The organism is Pseudonocardia sp. WMMC193 (genome assembly GCF_021728735.1).
GTDB lineage: Bacteria > Actinomycetota > Actinomycetes > Mycobacteriales > Pseudonocardiaceae > Pseudonocardia > Pseudonocardia oroxyli.
On record NZ_JAKKDO010000003.1, the window covers coordinates 5,876,257 to 5,891,699 of the forward strand.

Here is a 15,443-nt window from a genome sequence, read left to right on the forward strand (position 1 = left end):
CGGGGCGTCCACGCCGGGTCAGCCGGCGATGGTCCAGGTGTCGCGGCCGTTGAGCAGGGTCTGGAGGTCGGCGTTCGGGGTCTTGTCCTTGGCCTGTTGGAGTTGGGCGCGGGCGGCGTCGTCGTAGGTGGTGCGGTCGACGTTGCGGAAGATGCCGGTGACGGTGTGGTCGAGGTTCTGGTCGCTGAGCCGGGACAGGGCGAAGGCGAGCTCGTGGCTCTCCTGGTCGTGGACCACGATGTCGGCGGCGTCGACCTCGGCCGCGCGGGCGACCTTCAACGCGAACCCGTCGCGGACCACGGCGTACCGGTCGTACTCGGGGCCGAACACGATGGGCTCGCCGTGGCGGACGGCGATGAGCCGCTGTTCCTTGGTCTCCGGCTTGCGCAGCAGGTCGAAGCTGCCGTCGTTGAAGATGGGGCAGTCCTGGAAGATCTCCACGAGCGCGGAGCCGCGGTGCGCGGCGGCGGCGGCGAGGACCTCGGTGAGGCCTTTGCGGTCACTGTCGAGGGCCCGCCCGATGAAGGACGCTTCGGCACCCAACGCGAGGGAGATGGGGTTGAAGGGGTGGTCGAGTGAGCCCATGGGGGTGGACTTGGTGACCTTCCCGACCTCGCTGGTGGGGGAGTACTGGCCTTTGGTGAGGCCGTAGATGCGGTTGTTGAACAGCAGGATCTTCAGGTTGACGTTGCGGCGCAGCGCGTGGATGAGGTGGTTGCCGCCGATGGAGAGTGCGTCGCCGTCGCCGGTGACGACCCAGACGGAGAGGTCTTCGCGGCTGGTGGCGAGGCCGGTGGCGATGGCGGGGGCGCGGCCGTGGATGGAGTGCATGCCGTAGGTGTTGAGGTAGTACGGGAACCGGGAGCTGCAGCCGATGCCGGAGACGAACACGGTGTTCTCGCGCTTGATCCCCAGCGTGGGGAGGAAGGAGCGCACCGCGGCGAGCACGGCGTAGTCGCCGCAGCCGGGGCACCAGCGGACCTCCTGGTCGGAGGTGAAGTCCTTCGCGGTCTGCTTGTCCTCGGTGTGCGGGACGAGGTCCAGCCCGCCGATGGACGGGAGACCGAGGTCGGTGCTCATGCCATGGCTCCGTTGGTGGTGGTGCTGGTGTTCGGGTGGGTGCCGGTGAGGTAGTCGAGGAACACGTCCTGCAGCTCCTCGGCTTTGAACGGGAGCCCGGAGACCTTGGTGTAGGACTTGGCGTCGACGAGGTAGCGGGCGCGTAGCAGCAGGACGAGCTGGCCGAGGTTCATCTCCGGGACCAGCACCGTCTTGTAGGAGCGCAGCACCTGCCCGAGGTTGGCGGGCAGGGGGTTGAGGTTGCGGATCTGCGCGGTCGCGACGCGGTGTCCGAGCCCGCGGACCCGCCGGGCGCCGGCGACGATGGGCCCGTAGGTGGAGCCCCAGCCGACGACGAGCAGCTCGGCGTCCCCGGTGGGGTCGTCGACCTGCAGGTCGGGGACTTCGATGCCGTCGATCTTGGCTTGGCGTAGCCGCATCATCCGGTCGTGGTTGTCCGGGTCGTAGGAGATGGACCCGCGCCCGTCGGCTTTCTCCAGCCCGCCGATGCGGTGTTCCAGCCCCGGTGTGCCGGGGATCGCCCAGGGGCGGGCGAGGGTTTCGGGGTCGCGTAGGTAGGGCCAGAACTCCCCGGACCCGTCGGGGGCGTTGGGTTCGGTGGCGAACCCGGGGTCGACCGGCGTGAGGGTGTCGGCGTCGGGGACCTTCCACGGCTCGGACCCGTTCGCGAGCGCCCCGTCGGAGAGCACCATGACGGGGGTGCGGTACTTGACCGCCATGGCGGCGGCTTCGACGGCGGCGTGGAAGCAGTCCCCCGGGGACTGGGGGGCGATGATCGGCAGGGGTGCTTCGCCGTTGCGCCCGAACATGGCTTGGAGCAGGTCGGCCTGTTCGGTCTTGGTGGGCAGCCCCGTGGACGGGCCACCACGCTGCACGTCGATCACCAACAGCGGCAGCTCCAGCGCGACGGCGAGCCCGATGGTCTCCGCCTTGAGTGCGATCCCCGGCCCGGAGGTGGCCGTGACACCCAGGACCCCGCCGAAGCTGGCGCCCAGGGCGGCTCCGACTCCGGCGATCTCGTCCTCGGCCTGGAAGGTGGTCACACCGAAGGCCTTGTGTTTGGACAGCTCGTGGAGGATGTCGCTGGCGGGGGTGATGGGGTAGGCGCCCAGGAACACCGGCAGCCCGGTGACCTGCCCGGCCGCGACGATGCCGTAGGACATCGCGGTGTTCCCGGTGATCTGCCGATACGTGCCGGGGGCGAGCTTGGCGGGGGCGACCTCGTAGGTGACGGCGAACGCTTCGGTGGTCTCCCCGTAGGCGTGTCCGGCCCGGAAGGCGAGGATGTTGGCCTCGGCGATCTCGGGGCGGCGGGCGAACTTCTCGCGTAGGAACCGTTCGGTGCCCTCGTGGGGGCGGTGATACATCCAGGACAGCAGGCCGAGGGCGAACATGTTCTTCGCGCGTTCGGCGTCCTTCTTCGACAGCCCGGTCTCCTCCAGAGCGCCCCGGGTCAGGGTGGCCATGGCGACCGGATGCACCTGGAAATCAGAGAGACTGTCGTCCTCGAGCGGGTTGGCGGCGTAGCCGACCTTGGTCAGGTTCCGTTTGGTGAACTCGTCGGTGTTGACGATCAACACCCCGCCGTGGGGCAGGTCGGCGATGTTCGCCTTCAACGCGGCCGGGTTCATCGCCACCAGCACGTCCGGGCGGTCACCGGGGGTGAGGATGTCGTAGTTGGCGAAGTGCAGCTGGAACGAGCTGACTCCGGGCAGGGTCCCGGCGGGGGCGCGGATCTCGGCGGGGAAGTTCGGCAGCGTCGACAGGTCGTTGCCGAACGTCGCGGTCTCCGAGGTGAACCGGTCACCCGTCAACTGCATCCCGTCACCCGAGTCACCCGCGAACCGGATGACCACACGGTCCTTGGTCACGACCTCGGGCACGGACGTGACGGCGGCGTCGTTGGACGTCATGTCGAGGTCATTCCCCGATTCCACTCGAGAGCATGGTGAGTACGGACGAGGTTAACGTCCGATGTCGTTCAGTGTGCCTGAGGCCGGGCGGCGTCACACCCGTCGATCACCGCTTGCTGATCCGCGCCTGCAGCGCCGCGACCCGCTTCTGGAACTCCTCCGACTGTACGGTCGCGGCCTGGGCGCGCACCTCGATCTCCGTCGCCTCCCGGTGCGAGAGGGGGCCCGCGGTGATCCGCATCGTCGCCTTGGTGGTCTCGATGAGCGCGCGGGGCGCCGCCGCGGCCCGGCCCGCCAGCTCCAGGGCGCCCGCAAGCAGGGACTCGTCGTTGTCGTACCGGCGCCAGACGAGCCCGACGCGCTCGGCCTCGGCCGCGTCGAGGACGTCGCAGAACAGCGTCATGGCCTTGGCACCCTGGGTCCCGAGAGCGCGCTCGATCATCCAGGTGTAGCCGCCGCCGGGGTGGATACCGAGCGGCATGAAGCGGGTGTCGAACTTCGCGCCGGGGCCGGCGAGACGCATATCACAGGCCAGTGCCAGGTTGAGGCCCGCGCCCACCGCCGCGCCGTTCACCGCCGCGATCGTCGGCAGCGGACACTCGGCCACCGCGAGGAACCCCGAGTACACGGCCCGCAGCCGCTCGTGGTCGGCACCCTGCAGCTCGGCCAGGTCCCCGCCCGCGCAGAACGCCGGCGGCTCGCCGGTGATCACGACGGCGCCGACGGCGGGGTCCGCGACCGCGGCGTCCAGCGCCGCGACCAGCATGCCTGCCAGCTCGAGGTTCATCGCGTTGCGGCGCTCGGGGTTGGACACGGTCAGCAGAGCGACTCCGTCGGTGATCGACGTCTGAACTTCGGTGGTCATGGCCTGATCCTGACACGGGGGAGCTGTGGTGATCGCGCCCCTTTGCACTGTCAGCCGATCCGCACCTCACGTGAGGTGCGGATCGGCTGACAGTGCAAAGGGTCACGGGGGGCTCGTGCCTCGCGTCGGGTGCGGATCCGCTGTCACTGCAAAGGGGAGTGGAGGGCGGGCTCGTGCCTCATGTCGGGTGCGGATCCGCCGACAGTGCAAAGGACACGGAGAGCACAGGTCTGCGCGGAACACCTCTCCGCGCCGGTTCGTTGTCGCGGCAGGAACGAGGGAGGAACGGTGCACGGTCATCTCAACGGTCTGAAGACGGCGGTCCTGCTCGGCGGCATGAGCGCGCTCGTGCTGCTGATCGGCGGGCTCGTCGCGGGCCGGACGGGATTGATGCTCGCCGTGCTCGTCGCGCTGGCGATGAACGGCTACGCCTACTTCAACTCGGCGAAGATGTCCCTGCGCGCCATGCACGCGCGACCGGTCACCGAGGCGGAGGCGCCGCAGCTGTACCGGATCGTCCGCGAGCTCTCGCAGCGTGCGCGCCAGCCGATGCCGCAGCTCTACCTGTCCCCGACGGAGGCGCCGAACGCCTTCGCGACCGGCCGCAACCCCCGCAACGCGGCCGTCTGTGCCACCACCGGCCTGCTCGAGCTGCTCGACGAACGCGAGCTGCGCGCCGTGCTGGGCCACGAGCTGTCCCACGTCTACAACCGCGACATCCTCATCTCCTGCGTCGCCGGGGCGATGGCCTCGATGATCAGCTTCCTGGCGAACATGGCGATGTTCGCCGGGATCTTCGGCGGCGGGGACGAGGACCGGCCGAACCCGATCGCGGCCCTGCTGATCGCCCTGCTCGGGCCGGTCGCCGCCGGCGTGGTGCAGATGGCGGTGAGCCGGTCGCGGGAGTACCAGGCGGACGCGTCCGGCGCCCGGCTGACCGGCGATCCACTCGCCCTGGCCTCGGCCCTGCACAAGCTGGAGTACGGCACCGCCCTCGCGCCGCTCCCGCCCGAGCCGCAGCTCGTCTCGCAGGCCCACCTGATGATCGCCAGCCCGTTCCGGCCCGGCGAGCACATGGCCCGGCTGTTCGCCACCCACCCGCCGATCGAGGACCGGATCAGGCGGCTCCAGGCGATGGCCCGCCGCTAGCCAGGCGGTTCACCTCGTCGAGCCCGGCGCGCAGCGCATCCAGCTGTGCGCCCAGCTCCTCGACGAGCTCGTCCCCCGGTCCCGCGCCGGTCGTCGCGGCCAGCGCGAGCAGCTCGACGGCCCGGGTGCGCAACCCCTCCAGCCCGACCGCGGTCGAGTGCAGCCGGGCCAGGGCGGCGTCTCGGGCCGCGGTCATCCGGTCGTAGGTGGCGAGCTGATCGGTGACGCCCCGCAGCGCCGAGGCCTGCTCCTCCCGTACCGCCGGGTCCGTCGGGCGGGCGCGCTGCAGCCTGCCCCGCTCCTCGCGCAGCCGCTCCACGGGGATCTGCCCGCAGGCCTGGTCGAACGCGGTGGCCTGGCCCGCGAGCCGCCGCACCTGTGTCGAGGCGCTCGACGCCGTGTCCCGGATCGCGCTGATCTGGTCACGGGTGACCCCGGCCGCGGCGTTCTCGACGGTGCCGTCGAGCGCCCGCAGTGCCTCCTCCGCCCGGTCCAGGAGCCGCCGCGCGGAGCTGCCGCGCGGCGGGTCGGGCAGCGCGACGGGCACGGCCGCCTGCGCGGCGGCGGGGGAGCGGTTCAGCATCGCGTCGGACACCACCTTGGCCCCGTAGACGACGACGGCCACGCCGGCACCCGCCGCGATGCCCACCCCGCCCGCCGGGACGACCGCCCAGGTCAGCCCGCCTGCGACCGCACCGACGACCGCCGCCCACGGATCGGCCAGCCGCTCCTTCAGACCCATCCGAGCGGCCCCCTCAGAAGTTCGAGATCACGTTCGTCATGACCCGGCGGATCGAGGCCTCGTCCCCGGCGTCGTACGACGCGGCGCGGGTGGCGCGGGCGATCCGGGTGAGCACGTCGAGATCCGCGTCCTCGCCGTAGGCGATCGGGAAGACCCGTACCGCGCGCGAGGTGTCCTCGGTGTCGAGGCTCGACACGAGGCCTGCCAGGTCGTTATCGGCGGGGTACTCGTTCACCCCGTCCGTCAGCAGCACGACGGCGTTGATCCGGTTCGGGTCGAAGGTCTGCTGCACCTGCGCGACGGCCGCGCGGGTCGTGGCGTAGAGCGCCGTGCCGCCGCCGGGCTCGAGGCCCTGCACCACACGGCGCACCTGGTCGCGGGAGGCGCCGACCTGCCCCGGCGGCACGACCACCCGGAACGGGTCGGTCTCCGTGCCCCGCGGCGTGCTGAAGGTCCACACGCTGAGCGTGTCCTCCGCGCCGAGCAGCCCCAACCCCTCCTCGGCGGCCTGTTTGGCCAGGTCCAGGCGGGTGCTCCCGGCACCGGGCACGGACTGGCCCATCGAGCCCGAGACGTCCAGCACGAAGACGAGGTTCGCCTTCTTCCGCAGGTCGGTCCAGGAGGTGACGATCTCGTCGAGCACCGCGGCCGCGGGCGGCTGGAGCACCGCGAGCTGCGCCTGCGGCAGCAGCCCGTTCTCCCGGGTGATCGGGGCGCCCGGCGTGCCCTCGAAGCTGCGGAACGCCGCGTCGGTGAACCGCCGCTGCTGGTCCGGCTCGCGCAGGTAGGACAGGAAGTCCGCGGCGGCCGCCCGCTTCGGCGCGTCCACCCAGTCCGCGGTCAGGGTGAGGAACGGGTTGTCCGAGACGAGCGTGCCGTCTCGCGGGTAGATCGCGACGAGCGGCACGCGGGGCTTCGGGCCCTGGCCCGCCGTCTCGGGGTCGCCGGAGGGGTTGCCCTGGTTGTAGTCCCAGACGGACTTCTCCTCGACGGTGACCGCGCTGATGTAGGACAGCGAGTTGCCCCGCGCGTCCGCCTCCGCGAGGTTGCGCAGGAAGGTCAGCGTGGTGTCCCCGTAGTGCACGACGCCGCTCTCCACCCGCTGCACGAACTCGCGGTTCGCGGGGTCCGCGACGTCTGCGGACACGAGGTCCGTGGAGCGCCCGGTCGCCGCGAAGAACGCCGCGACCGTGGCGTTCAGCCCCGAGGTCGACAGCGTGGGGTTCGTCTTGCCGAGGGTGAACCGGCCCCACTCGGGGTGCCCCTGCGCGCCCCAGCCCGCCGGGTCCGCCTCCAACGCCGCCAGCTCGGCCCAGCCGATCTCTCGGTCCGGCCAGCCCAGGGCCTCCGCCATGGGCTGCGGCATGGCGATGACCAGCGGTGTCTGGGCCACCGACGGCCGCTCGGCGGGCACCAGGTTCGGCCGGTCCGCCTCGGTGAGTCGCTGCTCGAGCACACCCGCCCAGGACGACGCGGCGGGGCTCCAGACGTCCGGCCTCGGGCCGTACGCCGCCTCGTTCCAGTCCGCGGCCAGGGCCTGGGCCGCCTCGCCGGACGCCAACGAGGTGACCCGCACGTCCGCACACCGCCCGTCGACCTCGCGGTCGGTGTTGTTGTAGCTGTTCGCGACGGCGGCGAGCAGGGCCGCCTTCTCCGAGGACGCCGTGACGTTCAACGGCACGCAGTCCGCCCGGTCGGCCCGGCTCGGCGCCGGGTCGTCCCCGCCGGAACCACCCGACCCGCCGGTCACCCACGCGCGCACGCCGATCACGAGTGCCACCCCCACGACGAGGGCGATGACGAGGGGGACGATGCGGCGGCGGGGCCTGGGTGTCGTCACGAGCGGGCCTCAGTCACGGGCGGGCCTTCCTGGTCCGGAGACGATCACGCTATCCGGCACACCCGACGTTTCCCCCGGGCCGCGACCGGATCGTTGTCGCCGTCCGCCGGGGCTGGGTTCGCGACCGCTATCCAGGTAGGCTCCCCCGCATGACGACCGTGCAGCCCCGGGAGCGGACCCACACCTGGGAGGACCCGACGACGATGGCCGCCGCGGCCGGGATGAGCGGCATGGAGGTGTTCGCGGCGCTGCAGGCGGGTGAGCTGCCCGCCCCGCCGATCCTCTCGCTCGTCGGGTTCGAGCTGGCCTCGTTCGGGGAGGGCCGTGTGGTGTTCCGCATGGTCCCCGGGGAGTACCAGTACAACCCGCTGGGCACGGTGCACGGCGGGGTCTTCGCCACCCTCCTGGACTCCGCGATGGGCTGCGCCGTGCACACGACGCTGCCCGCGGGCGTCGGGTACACGAGCCTCGATCTCGACGTGAAGTTCCTGCGCCCCATGACCGCGGCCACCGGGGAGGTCGAGGCCACCGGATGGGTGGTGAACGCGGGCCGCCGCACCGCGCTGGCCCAGTCCGAGCTGCGGGACGCGGGCGGCAGGCTGCTGGCGACGGGCAGCTCGAGCTGCATCGTGCTGCGCTGACCCCTCCGCCGGACGCGCGGTCGGCCTGCGCGGCGGCGTGCGGCAGACTCTGCCCATGTCCGACGACGACGACACCACCGCGCTCCCGCAGACCTGCGTCCGCTGCGGCAGGCAGTCCCTGCTGCGGATCGTCGGCCGCTGCGCGGACTGCATCGGCGAGCTCGGCCTCGCCGCGACCCAGGACTACGACGGCTTCCGCGCCGAGGTGAAGGCCGAGTTCGGGGTGAAGGGGTAGGGCGTGGAGGAGCGGTTCACCATCCTGGACCCGGCCCGCTGGCTCCCGGCCTACCTGCCCGCGTGGAGCTCGCGCGCGGCGGCCGCCGCGACCTACGAGGTGGGCGGTGAGGACGGCGGCGGCCTGCGGCTGAGCATCCCGCCCGAGCACCCCGTCTGGTGTCCGGACCGCCACGATCCGCCGCTGCGGGTGTCCGCGGTGCAGTCGGGCAACTGGTCCGGCCCGGTCGGGAGCACCCGGGGGCAGCAGCCCTTCCGGGAGGGGCTGACCGTCCGCGAGGCCCAGTCCGAGCTGCGCGGGCTGGTCCCGCACCACGGCACGGTCGAGGTGGAGTGCCGGGCCCGGATCGGGCCGCGGTCGATGTTCTCCGCCTGGATGATCGGCATGGAGGACGCCCCCGAGCGCTGCGGCGAGATCTGTCTGGTGGAGGTGTTCGGCACCGCGCCGCGGGCGGTGGGCTGCGGCATCCACGCGTTCCGCGACCCGGCGCTGCACGAGGAGTTCGCGGCGGAGCCGCGGGAGATCGACGTGGCCGAGTTCCACACCTACGCCGTGGACTGGCGCCCCGACGGCGTCGACTTCCGGCTCGACGGCGAGGTGGTCCGGCGGTCGCGCCAGTCCCCGGACTACCCGATGTTGCTGATCCTCGGCGTGTTCGACTTCCCGGCCCAGGGGCCCGCCGACCCCCGGCCGCCCGAGCTCGAGGTCCGCCGGGTCACGTCCGAGTCACATTGACGACCTGAACAGTTGCACAGATGATTCGCTCCACAGGTGGAACGCGCGACAGGAGCGATGATGGGGCGACGACTGCCCGGAGTGGTGCTCGCGGCGGTGGCGGTGGTCGCCCTCGCCGCGGGATGTGCGGGCGCGGGCGCCGCGGACGGGGCGGACCCGGACGGTGAGATCACGGTGGGCCTGCAGTTCCCGCCCCGCGCCGCCTACGCCTTCGAGGCGGACGACGGCGCCCGCCTGCAGAGCCTGGGCGTGGCCGAGACCCTCACCACGGTGGACGACCAGGCCCGACCGGCACCGGGCCTCGCGACCTCGTGGGAGCAGACCGCGGACCCGCGCACCTGGCGGTTCGTGCTGCGCCCCGGCGTGACCTTCCACGACGGCACCCCTCTGACCCCCGACGCCGTGGTCACCGCGCTCGGGTACGTCGCCGGGGTGGCCGCGCCGCCGCGCGCGATCCGCGGCATCGGCTTCTCCGTCGCCGCCGACGGCGCCGACGGCGCCGACGCGGTGCGGATCACCACCGCGGTCCCCGACCCGATCATGCCGATGCGGATGAGCAGCGGGAACCTCGGCATCCTCGCGCCCGCCGCCTACTCCGGCGGCGGGCAGCCGCAGGTCCTGCGCACCGGCACCGGCCCGTACGTTCTCGACACGGTCAACGGCACCGACTCCGCCGTCCTGGTCCGCAACGACGCCTACTGGGGCCCGAAGGCGGGCGCGGCCAGGGTGACGGTGCGGTACCTCCCGGACCCGCAGACCCGGGCGCTGGGGCTGCAGTCCGGTGACCTGCAGTTCGCCGAGGGCCTGCCGGGCGCGGCGGTCGAGCAGGTCCGGTCGGCGGGCGCCGACGTCGCCGAGTACCCGGCCGCGCGCACCGTCGAGCTGCTCATGAGCCAGTCCACCCTGTTCGGCGACGTGCGGCTGCGCCAGGCCGTGACCGCGGCGATCGACCGGCCGACCCTGGCCGCGCAGGTGCTCGCCGGGGCGGCGGCACCCGCGAGCGAGCTGTTCGGGGCGGCCGTGCCGTGGGGGGCGACCACGCCGCCGCCCGGCGCGGACCTCGCGCGGGCGAAGGCCCTGCTCGCGGAGGCGGGCTACGGTCCGGACCGGCCGCTGACGGCGCGGCTGTGGACCTTCCCGAACCGTCCGGAGATGCCCGTGCTGGCCACCGCGATCGGTTCGATGCTGGAGCAGGCGGGCATCCGCGTGGAGCTGACCGTGGGCGACTACGCGGCGCAGGAGCCCGACCTGCTGGCGGGCCGGTTCGACCTGTTCCTCAACTCGCGCAGCTACCTGTCGGACTACGCGGACGCGGCGAGCACGCTGACCTCGGACTACACCTGCGGTGGCAGCTACAACCTCGACCACTACTGCTCGCCCGCCTACGACGCGCTGATCCAGCGGCTGGCCGAGACGAGCGACACCGCGCAGCGGCAGGCCCTGTTCGCCGAGGCCGCGCAGCTGCTGACCACCGACGCCGTGGGCGTCATGGTGGTGCACCCGCGCAACACCGCGGGCTCGCGCGGGGTCACGGGATTCGTGCCGGACCCGCTCGGCGTCCGACCGATCCTGCCGTCGCTGAGCCGGTCGGCCGCCTGAGTGCTGCTCCGCCGCCTGCTCCCGCTGCCCCTGCTGCTGGTCGTCGCCTCCGTGGTGGCGTTCGCGCTGCCGCGGCTGGTCGGCGGGGACACCGACTCGGTGGTGCGGGCGGTGCTGCGGGCCCGTGTCGCGAGCGCGACGCCGGACCCGCAGGTCGAGGCGGCGGTGGCCGCGCAGTTCGGGCTCGACGGCCCGGTCGTCGGGCAGTACCTGCGGTGGCTGGGCGCGGTGCTGCGCGGCGACCTCGGGCTCGGGTACGTCACCCGCACGCCGGTCGCGGCGCAGCTCGGCGACGCCCTCGCCGTCTCCGGTCTGCTGGCGGGCTGCGCGCTGCTGCTCGCGGCCGCGACGGGGATCCCGGCGGGGGTGTACGCGGCGCGGCGGCCGGGCGGCCTGCTCGACCGGGTGCTGTCCGCGGTCGGGATCGCCGGGGTGAGCGTCCCGGAGTTCGTGCTCGCGCCGTGGCTGGTGCTGGTCGCCGCGGTCTGGCTCGGCGTCCTGCCCGCGCTGGGGTGGGGCGGCCCGCAGCACCTGGTGCTGCCCGCGCTGACCCTGGCCGCCTATCCCGCGGCGCTCGCGGCGCAGCTCGTCCGGGCCGAGACGATCGACGTCCTCGCCCGGGACCACGTGCGGCTCGCGCGGGCGAAGGGGCTGAGCGAGGGGCGCGTGCTCTGGCGCCACGCCGCCCGGCTCGGGTGCGTGTCGGTGACCGCGCTGTCCGGGATGTTCGTCGCCGGGCTGCTCGGCGGGTCGGTGGTCGTCGAGGTCGTGTTCGGGATCCCGGGCGCGGGCAGGCTGATGTACGACGCGGTCCTGGCCCGGGACCTGCCCGTGGTGCAGGCGGGCACGCTGGTCATCGTGGCGGTCGCCGTGGTGGCCGGGATCGTGGTCGAGGTCGTGGCGCTGCTCGCCGATCCCGTGGCGCGGGACCGGGAGGCGGCCCGGTGAGGCGGTGGCCGGTCGCCTGCGCCGCCGCCGTGGGCGCGATCGTCGTGCTGCCGTTCCTGCTGCCGCACCCCGACGTCCCGGACTTCGCCGCGATCCTCGCCCCGCCGTCCGCGGCCCATCCGCTCGGCACGGACCAGCTGGGCCGAGACGTCGCCGCCCGGATGGTCGCCGGCGCCCGGCTGACACTGGGCCTGTCCGTGGCGGCGGTGCTGCTGACGGGGCTGTTCGGGGTGGCGGTCGGGCTCGTGGCGGGGGCGTCGAAGGGGCCGTTCGGCGCGGTCCTGGTGCGCACCGCGGACCTGCTCGCCGCGCTGCCGACGGTGCTGTTCGGCCTGCTGGCGGCGGTGGTGCTCGGCCCCGGCGTGCCCGCGCTGCTGGTCGCGGTCTGCGCGGTCGGCTGGACGCCGTTCGCGCGCCAGACCCACCTGCTGACCGTCCGCGAGACCGGCCGGGAGTACGTCGAGGGGGTGGTCGCGCTCGGCGCGACCCGCGCTCGCGTGCTGGCCGTGCACGTGAGCCGCAACATCGCCCCGCCGCTGGTCGCGCACGCGTGCCTGCGGTTCGCGAGCACCCTGCTCACCGTGTCCGGGCTGTCCTTCCTCGGGCTGGGCGTGCAGCCCCCGACGGCCGAGTGGGGGGCGATGGTCGCGGAGGGCCGCGAGTACCTCTTCGCGGCCCCCCACGTGGTGCTCGTCCCCTCGGTGGCCGTGGTCCTCACCGCCGCCGCGGCCACGGTCCTGGGCCGCAGGCTCAGCGGGGGTGGCGGTTGAGGGCGGGGGCTGCGGGAGACTGAACCGCCCCTGCAGGGTGGAGTACACGGACGGGAGGCGTCGATGGGGACGACCGGGTGGGAACCCGTGGACTACGGGCGGGTCACGTTGCTGCGCGCGGCGAACGGCGGGGGCTACCCCTACGGCAACTCGCTGCTGGTGCGCGGGAGCGCGGGCACGCTCCTCGTGGATCCCTCACTGGCCCTGGTCGACGACGTGCCGGGAGCCGACGCGGTGTTCGTCAGCCACGCGCACGAGGACCACCTCGCCGCGCTCGCGGACGTCCCCGCGCCCGTCCACGTGCACACCGCGGACCTCGCCTCGGTGCAGGACCTCGACGTCCTGCTGGACGGCTACGGCCTCCCGGCGGCGAAGCGGGCGGAGACGGCGGTGTCGACGGTCGAGGAGTTCCGGCTCGCGGCGCGGCCCGACGCGGTCGGGGTGCCGGACGGGCACCGCTTCGACCTCGGGGACCGCTCGGCGACGGTCGTGCACCTGCCCGGGCACACCGCGGGCCACAGCGGCCTGCTCGTCGAGCCGGAGGGCTTCCTCTACATCGCCGACATCGACCTGACGGGCTTCGGGCCGTACTACGGCGACCGGGTCAGCAGCCTGGAGGGCTTCGAGCGCTCGCTGGAGCTCTGCGGCCGGGTGGAGGCGCGCTGGTTCGGCACGTTCCACCAGAAGGGCGTGGTGGAGGGCGCGGCGGAGTTCCGCGCGAAGCTGGGCGCCTACCGGGACGTGATCGTGCGGCGGGACGCGGCCCTGGTCGAGTTCCTGGCCGAGCCCCGTACCCTCGCCGAGGTCGTCGCGCGCCGGTTCGTCTACCGGCCGCACGTGGCGGCGCCGCACGTGGAGACCGTGGAGGCCCGCACCGCCGAGCAGCACCTGGCGCGGCTGGTCCGGCTGGGCACCGTCACCGAGCTCGAGCCGGGACGCTTCCAGACCGTGTGACTGCAGAGCGGGACGCGCAGGCGGGAGCCCGCCTCCCGCAGGGGGAGGCGGGCTCGCCGTCAGACGAGGCGGACGGCGGTGGCCTGCGGGCCCTTCTTGCCCTGGCCCACCTCGAACTCCACGCGCTGGCCCTCGTCGAGGCTGCGGAACCCGTCCGCCGCGATCTCGGAGTAGTGGACGAACACGTCGGCGCCGCCACCGTCCTGCTGGATGAAGCCGAAGCCCTTCTCGCCGTTGAACCACTTCACGGTTCCCTGTGCCATGTGCTGCTCCTCGCAGGTCTTGGGCGCGTCCGCGAACTGCGGGGCCCGGCCGACCCAGGCGGAACAGGTCCCGAGCGCCCTCATGACGCCGACCCACTGCTCCACCGCGTGTTCTCGCGAGCGTGCAGTGCACACGGACCTCGAAAACCGAACGACCTGCACTGCTCAACGGCCGAACCGGCCCGAAGGTTCCCGACTCCCCGAAATCGTGCCGGTGCCGCGTAGGCTGAACCGGTCTGATCGGACAGCACCGGTGACCATGCGCGGCACTCGTCGCACAGGTTCTCGTCCCGGGACCGTCGCTCGCGCCGCGGTCGGGGACTGCTGGTCGATCCAAGGAGCACCACATGGTCCGGCTCGCGTCCGATGGTCCGTCTCAGGAGCCGAAGGGGTGGGCCGCCCAGGCCGAGGCCTACGACGTCGCCTGCCAGGTGCAGAACGACCGGGCCGCCCGAGTGGTGGCAGGCCAGGCGCACAACGCCCGGGACTGCCGCGAGCTGCTGGACATGCTCGGGATCGAGACTGCGGACCGTCCCCTGCCCTGACCCGGTTCGGGCGCTCCACACGGTCGCGTAGGGTCGGTCACGACATCCTGTCGTGGCGCGCCGCCCTGCCGCCCGATGACGTCGGTCGAGCCGGGGCGCAGAGGAGGCCGTCATGGCCACCGGAGTGGTCCGCTGGTTCGACCCGCAGCGGGGGACCGGCCTCATCGTGCTGGACGACGGCCGCGAGGTCCCGGTCCACCGCGCCCAGATCGACGGCGGCGGGAGCCAGAGCCTCAGCCCCCACGACCGGGTGCAGTTCGACCTGCACGAGGCGGACACCGGGCCCGCCGTCACCGGCGTGTTCCGGCTCTGACCGGTCCGCCACCGCAGGTCCCACCCCGAACGCGGGCACGTCCGCGAGAGAACCCGAGGCATCCATGCGGTCCGCCTTCCGCGGCCTGACCCTGTACGGCGACGCCCCGAGCGCGGAGCACGACTCCGACCCGAGCGGCGTCGGACGCACCGTGCTCGACCTGCCCACCGGCCGGATCGAGCTCGCCCACCCCCGGGACGCCCTGGCGCGCATCTACGAGCACGGCACCGGTGACGACGGGGACGCGGGCGACCCGCCCTACTGGGCCCAGCCGTGGCCCAGCGGCATCGAGCTGGCCGCGCTCGTGGGCGGCGCGGACCTCGCGGGCGTCCGGGTGCTCGAGCTCGGCTGCGGGCTGGCCCTGCCCAGCCTCGTCGCCGCCCAGCGCGGGGCCCGCGTGCTCGCCACCGACCAGGCGGAGGGGGCGCTGCGCTACGCGGCGCACAACGCCCGCCACAACGGGCTGCGGCTCGAGGTGGCCCGCTGCGACTGGGACGACCCGTGGTGCGCGCTCGCCGGCGCCCCGTGGGACCTGGTCCTGGCCGCGGACGTGCTCTACGACCACGCCTCCCTCCCGGCGCTCGCGGACCTGTTGCCCCGCCTGGTCGGGGACACGGGCGAGGTGTGGCTCGCCGACCAGCACCGCCCGCCCGCGCGGGCCTTCCTGGAGGGCTGTCGCCGCTGGGGTGTGGTCACCGCGACCGCCACGGCCTCGCCGGACGTCGCGGTCCACCGGATCCGGCGGGCGGCCCCGACGGGCTGACGCGCGCCCGCTGCTCTACCCTTGGCGACAGGTGTGCCGGGAAGTCTGGTCGGCGTGATGATCCGTCCTGCTCCCGTGGAGGTCTCCC

General features: G+C 73.4%; 17 protein-coding genes. 11 read left to right on the plus strand and 6 right to left on the minus strand.

The annotated features are described in order from the left end of the window. Positions 1 to 18: 18 nt before the first annotated feature. From L3X23_RS30075 to L3X23_RS30085, 3 genes are all read right to left on the minus strand, one after another. The gene (locus L3X23_RS30075; protein ID WP_237196487.1) at positions 19 to 1,080 is read right to left on the minus strand and encodes a 2-oxoacid:ferredoxin oxidoreductase subunit beta; all 1,062 of its coding nucleotides are present in this window, start codon (positions 1,078 to 1,080) and stop codon (positions 19 to 21) included. Continuing rightward, positions 1,077 to 2,993, minus strand: a complete 1,917-nt coding sequence (locus L3X23_RS30080) for a 2-oxoacid:acceptor oxidoreductase subunit alpha (RefSeq protein ID WP_237196489.1) — start codon at positions 2,991 to 2,993, stop codon at positions 1,077 to 1,079. Before L3X23_RS30080 ends, L3X23_RS30075 begins: the two co-directional genes overlap by 4 nt. 106 nt (positions 2,994 to 3,099) lie before the next feature. After that, on the minus strand, positions 3,100 to 3,858 hold the full coding sequence (locus L3X23_RS30085) for an enoyl-CoA hydratase (protein WP_237196491.1): 759 nt from the start codon (positions 3,856 to 3,858) through the stop codon (positions 3,100 to 3,102). Positions 3,859 to 4,146: 288 nt separating this feature from the next. Here L3X23_RS30085 and htpX point away from each other — a divergent pair, with 288 nt between their 5' ends. After that, positions 4,147 to 5,007: a zinc metalloprotease HtpX gene (gene htpX, locus L3X23_RS30090; protein ID WP_237196493.1), complete on the plus strand. Its 861-nt coding sequence runs from the start codon at positions 4,147 to 4,149 to the stop codon at positions 5,005 to 5,007. Here htpX and L3X23_RS30095 read toward each other — a convergent pair. Both L3X23_RS30095 and L3X23_RS30100 read right to left on the minus strand, forming a co-directional pair. Then, the gene (locus L3X23_RS30095; protein ID WP_237196495.1) at positions 4,976 to 5,749 is read right to left on the minus strand and encodes a hypothetical protein; all 774 of its coding nucleotides are present in this window, start codon (positions 5,747 to 5,749) and stop codon (positions 4,976 to 4,978) included. The two genes, htpX and L3X23_RS30095, sit on opposite strands and share 32 nt — an antisense overlap. A 13-nt stretch (positions 5,750 to 5,762) precedes the next feature. Continuing rightward, the gene (locus L3X23_RS30100) at positions 5,763 to 7,589 is read right to left on the minus strand and encodes a substrate-binding and VWA domain-containing protein (RefSeq protein WP_237196496.1); all 1,827 of its coding nucleotides are present in this window, start codon (positions 7,587 to 7,589) and stop codon (positions 5,763 to 5,765) included. A gap of 149 nt (positions 7,590 to 7,738) precedes the next feature. Between L3X23_RS30100 and L3X23_RS30105 the strand changes: the two genes are divergently transcribed. The 7 genes from L3X23_RS30105 to L3X23_RS30135 all read left to right on the plus strand — a co-directional run bounded on the left by L3X23_RS30105 (position 7,739) and on the right by L3X23_RS30135 (position 13,471). Next, a complete protein-coding gene (locus tag L3X23_RS30105; protein ID WP_237196498.1) occupies positions 7,739 to 8,230 on the plus strand; it encodes a PaaI family thioesterase in 492 nt (163 codons plus the stop codon). 55 nt (positions 8,231 to 8,285) lie between these two features. Continuing rightward, positions 8,286 to 8,465 (plus strand): hypothetical protein, encoded by a 180-nt coding sequence (locus L3X23_RS30110; RefSeq protein ID WP_093076708.1) that lies wholly within the window; start codon positions 8,286 to 8,288, stop codon positions 8,463 to 8,465. A 3-nt stretch (positions 8,466 to 8,468) separates the two neighbouring features. Next, positions 8,469 to 9,200 (plus strand): glycoside hydrolase family 16 protein, encoded by a 732-nt coding sequence (locus tag L3X23_RS36390; protein ID WP_237196500.1) that lies wholly within the window; start codon positions 8,469 to 8,471, stop codon positions 9,198 to 9,200. Positions 9,201 to 9,260: 60 nt separating this feature from the next. Further along, entirely contained in the window at positions 9,261 to 10,799 is a 1,539-nt protein-coding gene (locus L3X23_RS30120) for an ABC transporter substrate-binding protein (RefSeq protein WP_237196503.1), read from the plus strand. Further along, entirely contained in the window at positions 10,800 to 11,747 is a 948-nt protein-coding gene (locus L3X23_RS30125) for an ABC transporter permease (protein WP_093076717.1), read from the plus strand. Beyond that, on the plus strand, positions 11,744 to 12,517 hold the full coding sequence (locus tag L3X23_RS30130; protein WP_237196504.1) for an ABC transporter permease: 774 nt from the start codon (positions 11,744 to 11,746) through the stop codon (positions 12,515 to 12,517). Before L3X23_RS30125 ends, L3X23_RS30130 begins: the two co-directional genes overlap by 4 nt. A 63-nt stretch (positions 12,518 to 12,580) precedes the next feature. Continuing rightward, a complete protein-coding gene (locus L3X23_RS30135) occupies positions 12,581 to 13,471 on the plus strand; it encodes an MBL fold metallo-hydrolase (protein WP_237196506.1) in 891 nt (296 codons plus the stop codon). A 59-nt stretch (positions 13,472 to 13,530) separates the two neighbouring features. Here L3X23_RS30135 and L3X23_RS30140 read toward each other — a convergent pair whose 3' ends face one another. After that, complete coding sequence (locus L3X23_RS30140) at positions 13,531 to 13,734, minus strand: cold-shock protein (protein ID WP_093077443.1); 204 nt, start codon at positions 13,732 to 13,734, stop codon at positions 13,531 to 13,533. Positions 13,735 to 14,081: 347 nt separating this feature from the next. Here L3X23_RS30140 and L3X23_RS30145 point away from each other — a divergent pair, with 347 nt between their 5' ends. The 3 genes from L3X23_RS30145 to L3X23_RS30155 all read left to right on the plus strand — a co-directional run bounded on the left by L3X23_RS30145 (position 14,082) and on the right by L3X23_RS30155 (position 15,355). Further along, on the plus strand, positions 14,082 to 14,279 hold the full coding sequence (locus L3X23_RS30145) for a hypothetical protein (RefSeq protein WP_143029929.1): 198 nt from the start codon (positions 14,082 to 14,084) through the stop codon (positions 14,277 to 14,279). 112 nt (positions 14,280 to 14,391) lie between these two features. Beyond that, the gene (locus tag L3X23_RS30150; protein WP_237196508.1) at positions 14,392 to 14,592 is read left to right on the plus strand and encodes a cold-shock protein; all 201 of its coding nucleotides are present in this window, start codon (positions 14,392 to 14,394) and stop codon (positions 14,590 to 14,592) included. Between the two features lie 64 nt (positions 14,593 to 14,656). Continuing rightward, on the plus strand, positions 14,657 to 15,355 hold the full coding sequence (locus L3X23_RS30155) for a methyltransferase (RefSeq protein WP_237196510.1): 699 nt from the start codon (positions 14,657 to 14,659) through the stop codon (positions 15,353 to 15,355). Positions 15,356 to 15,443 lie beyond the last annotated feature (88 nt).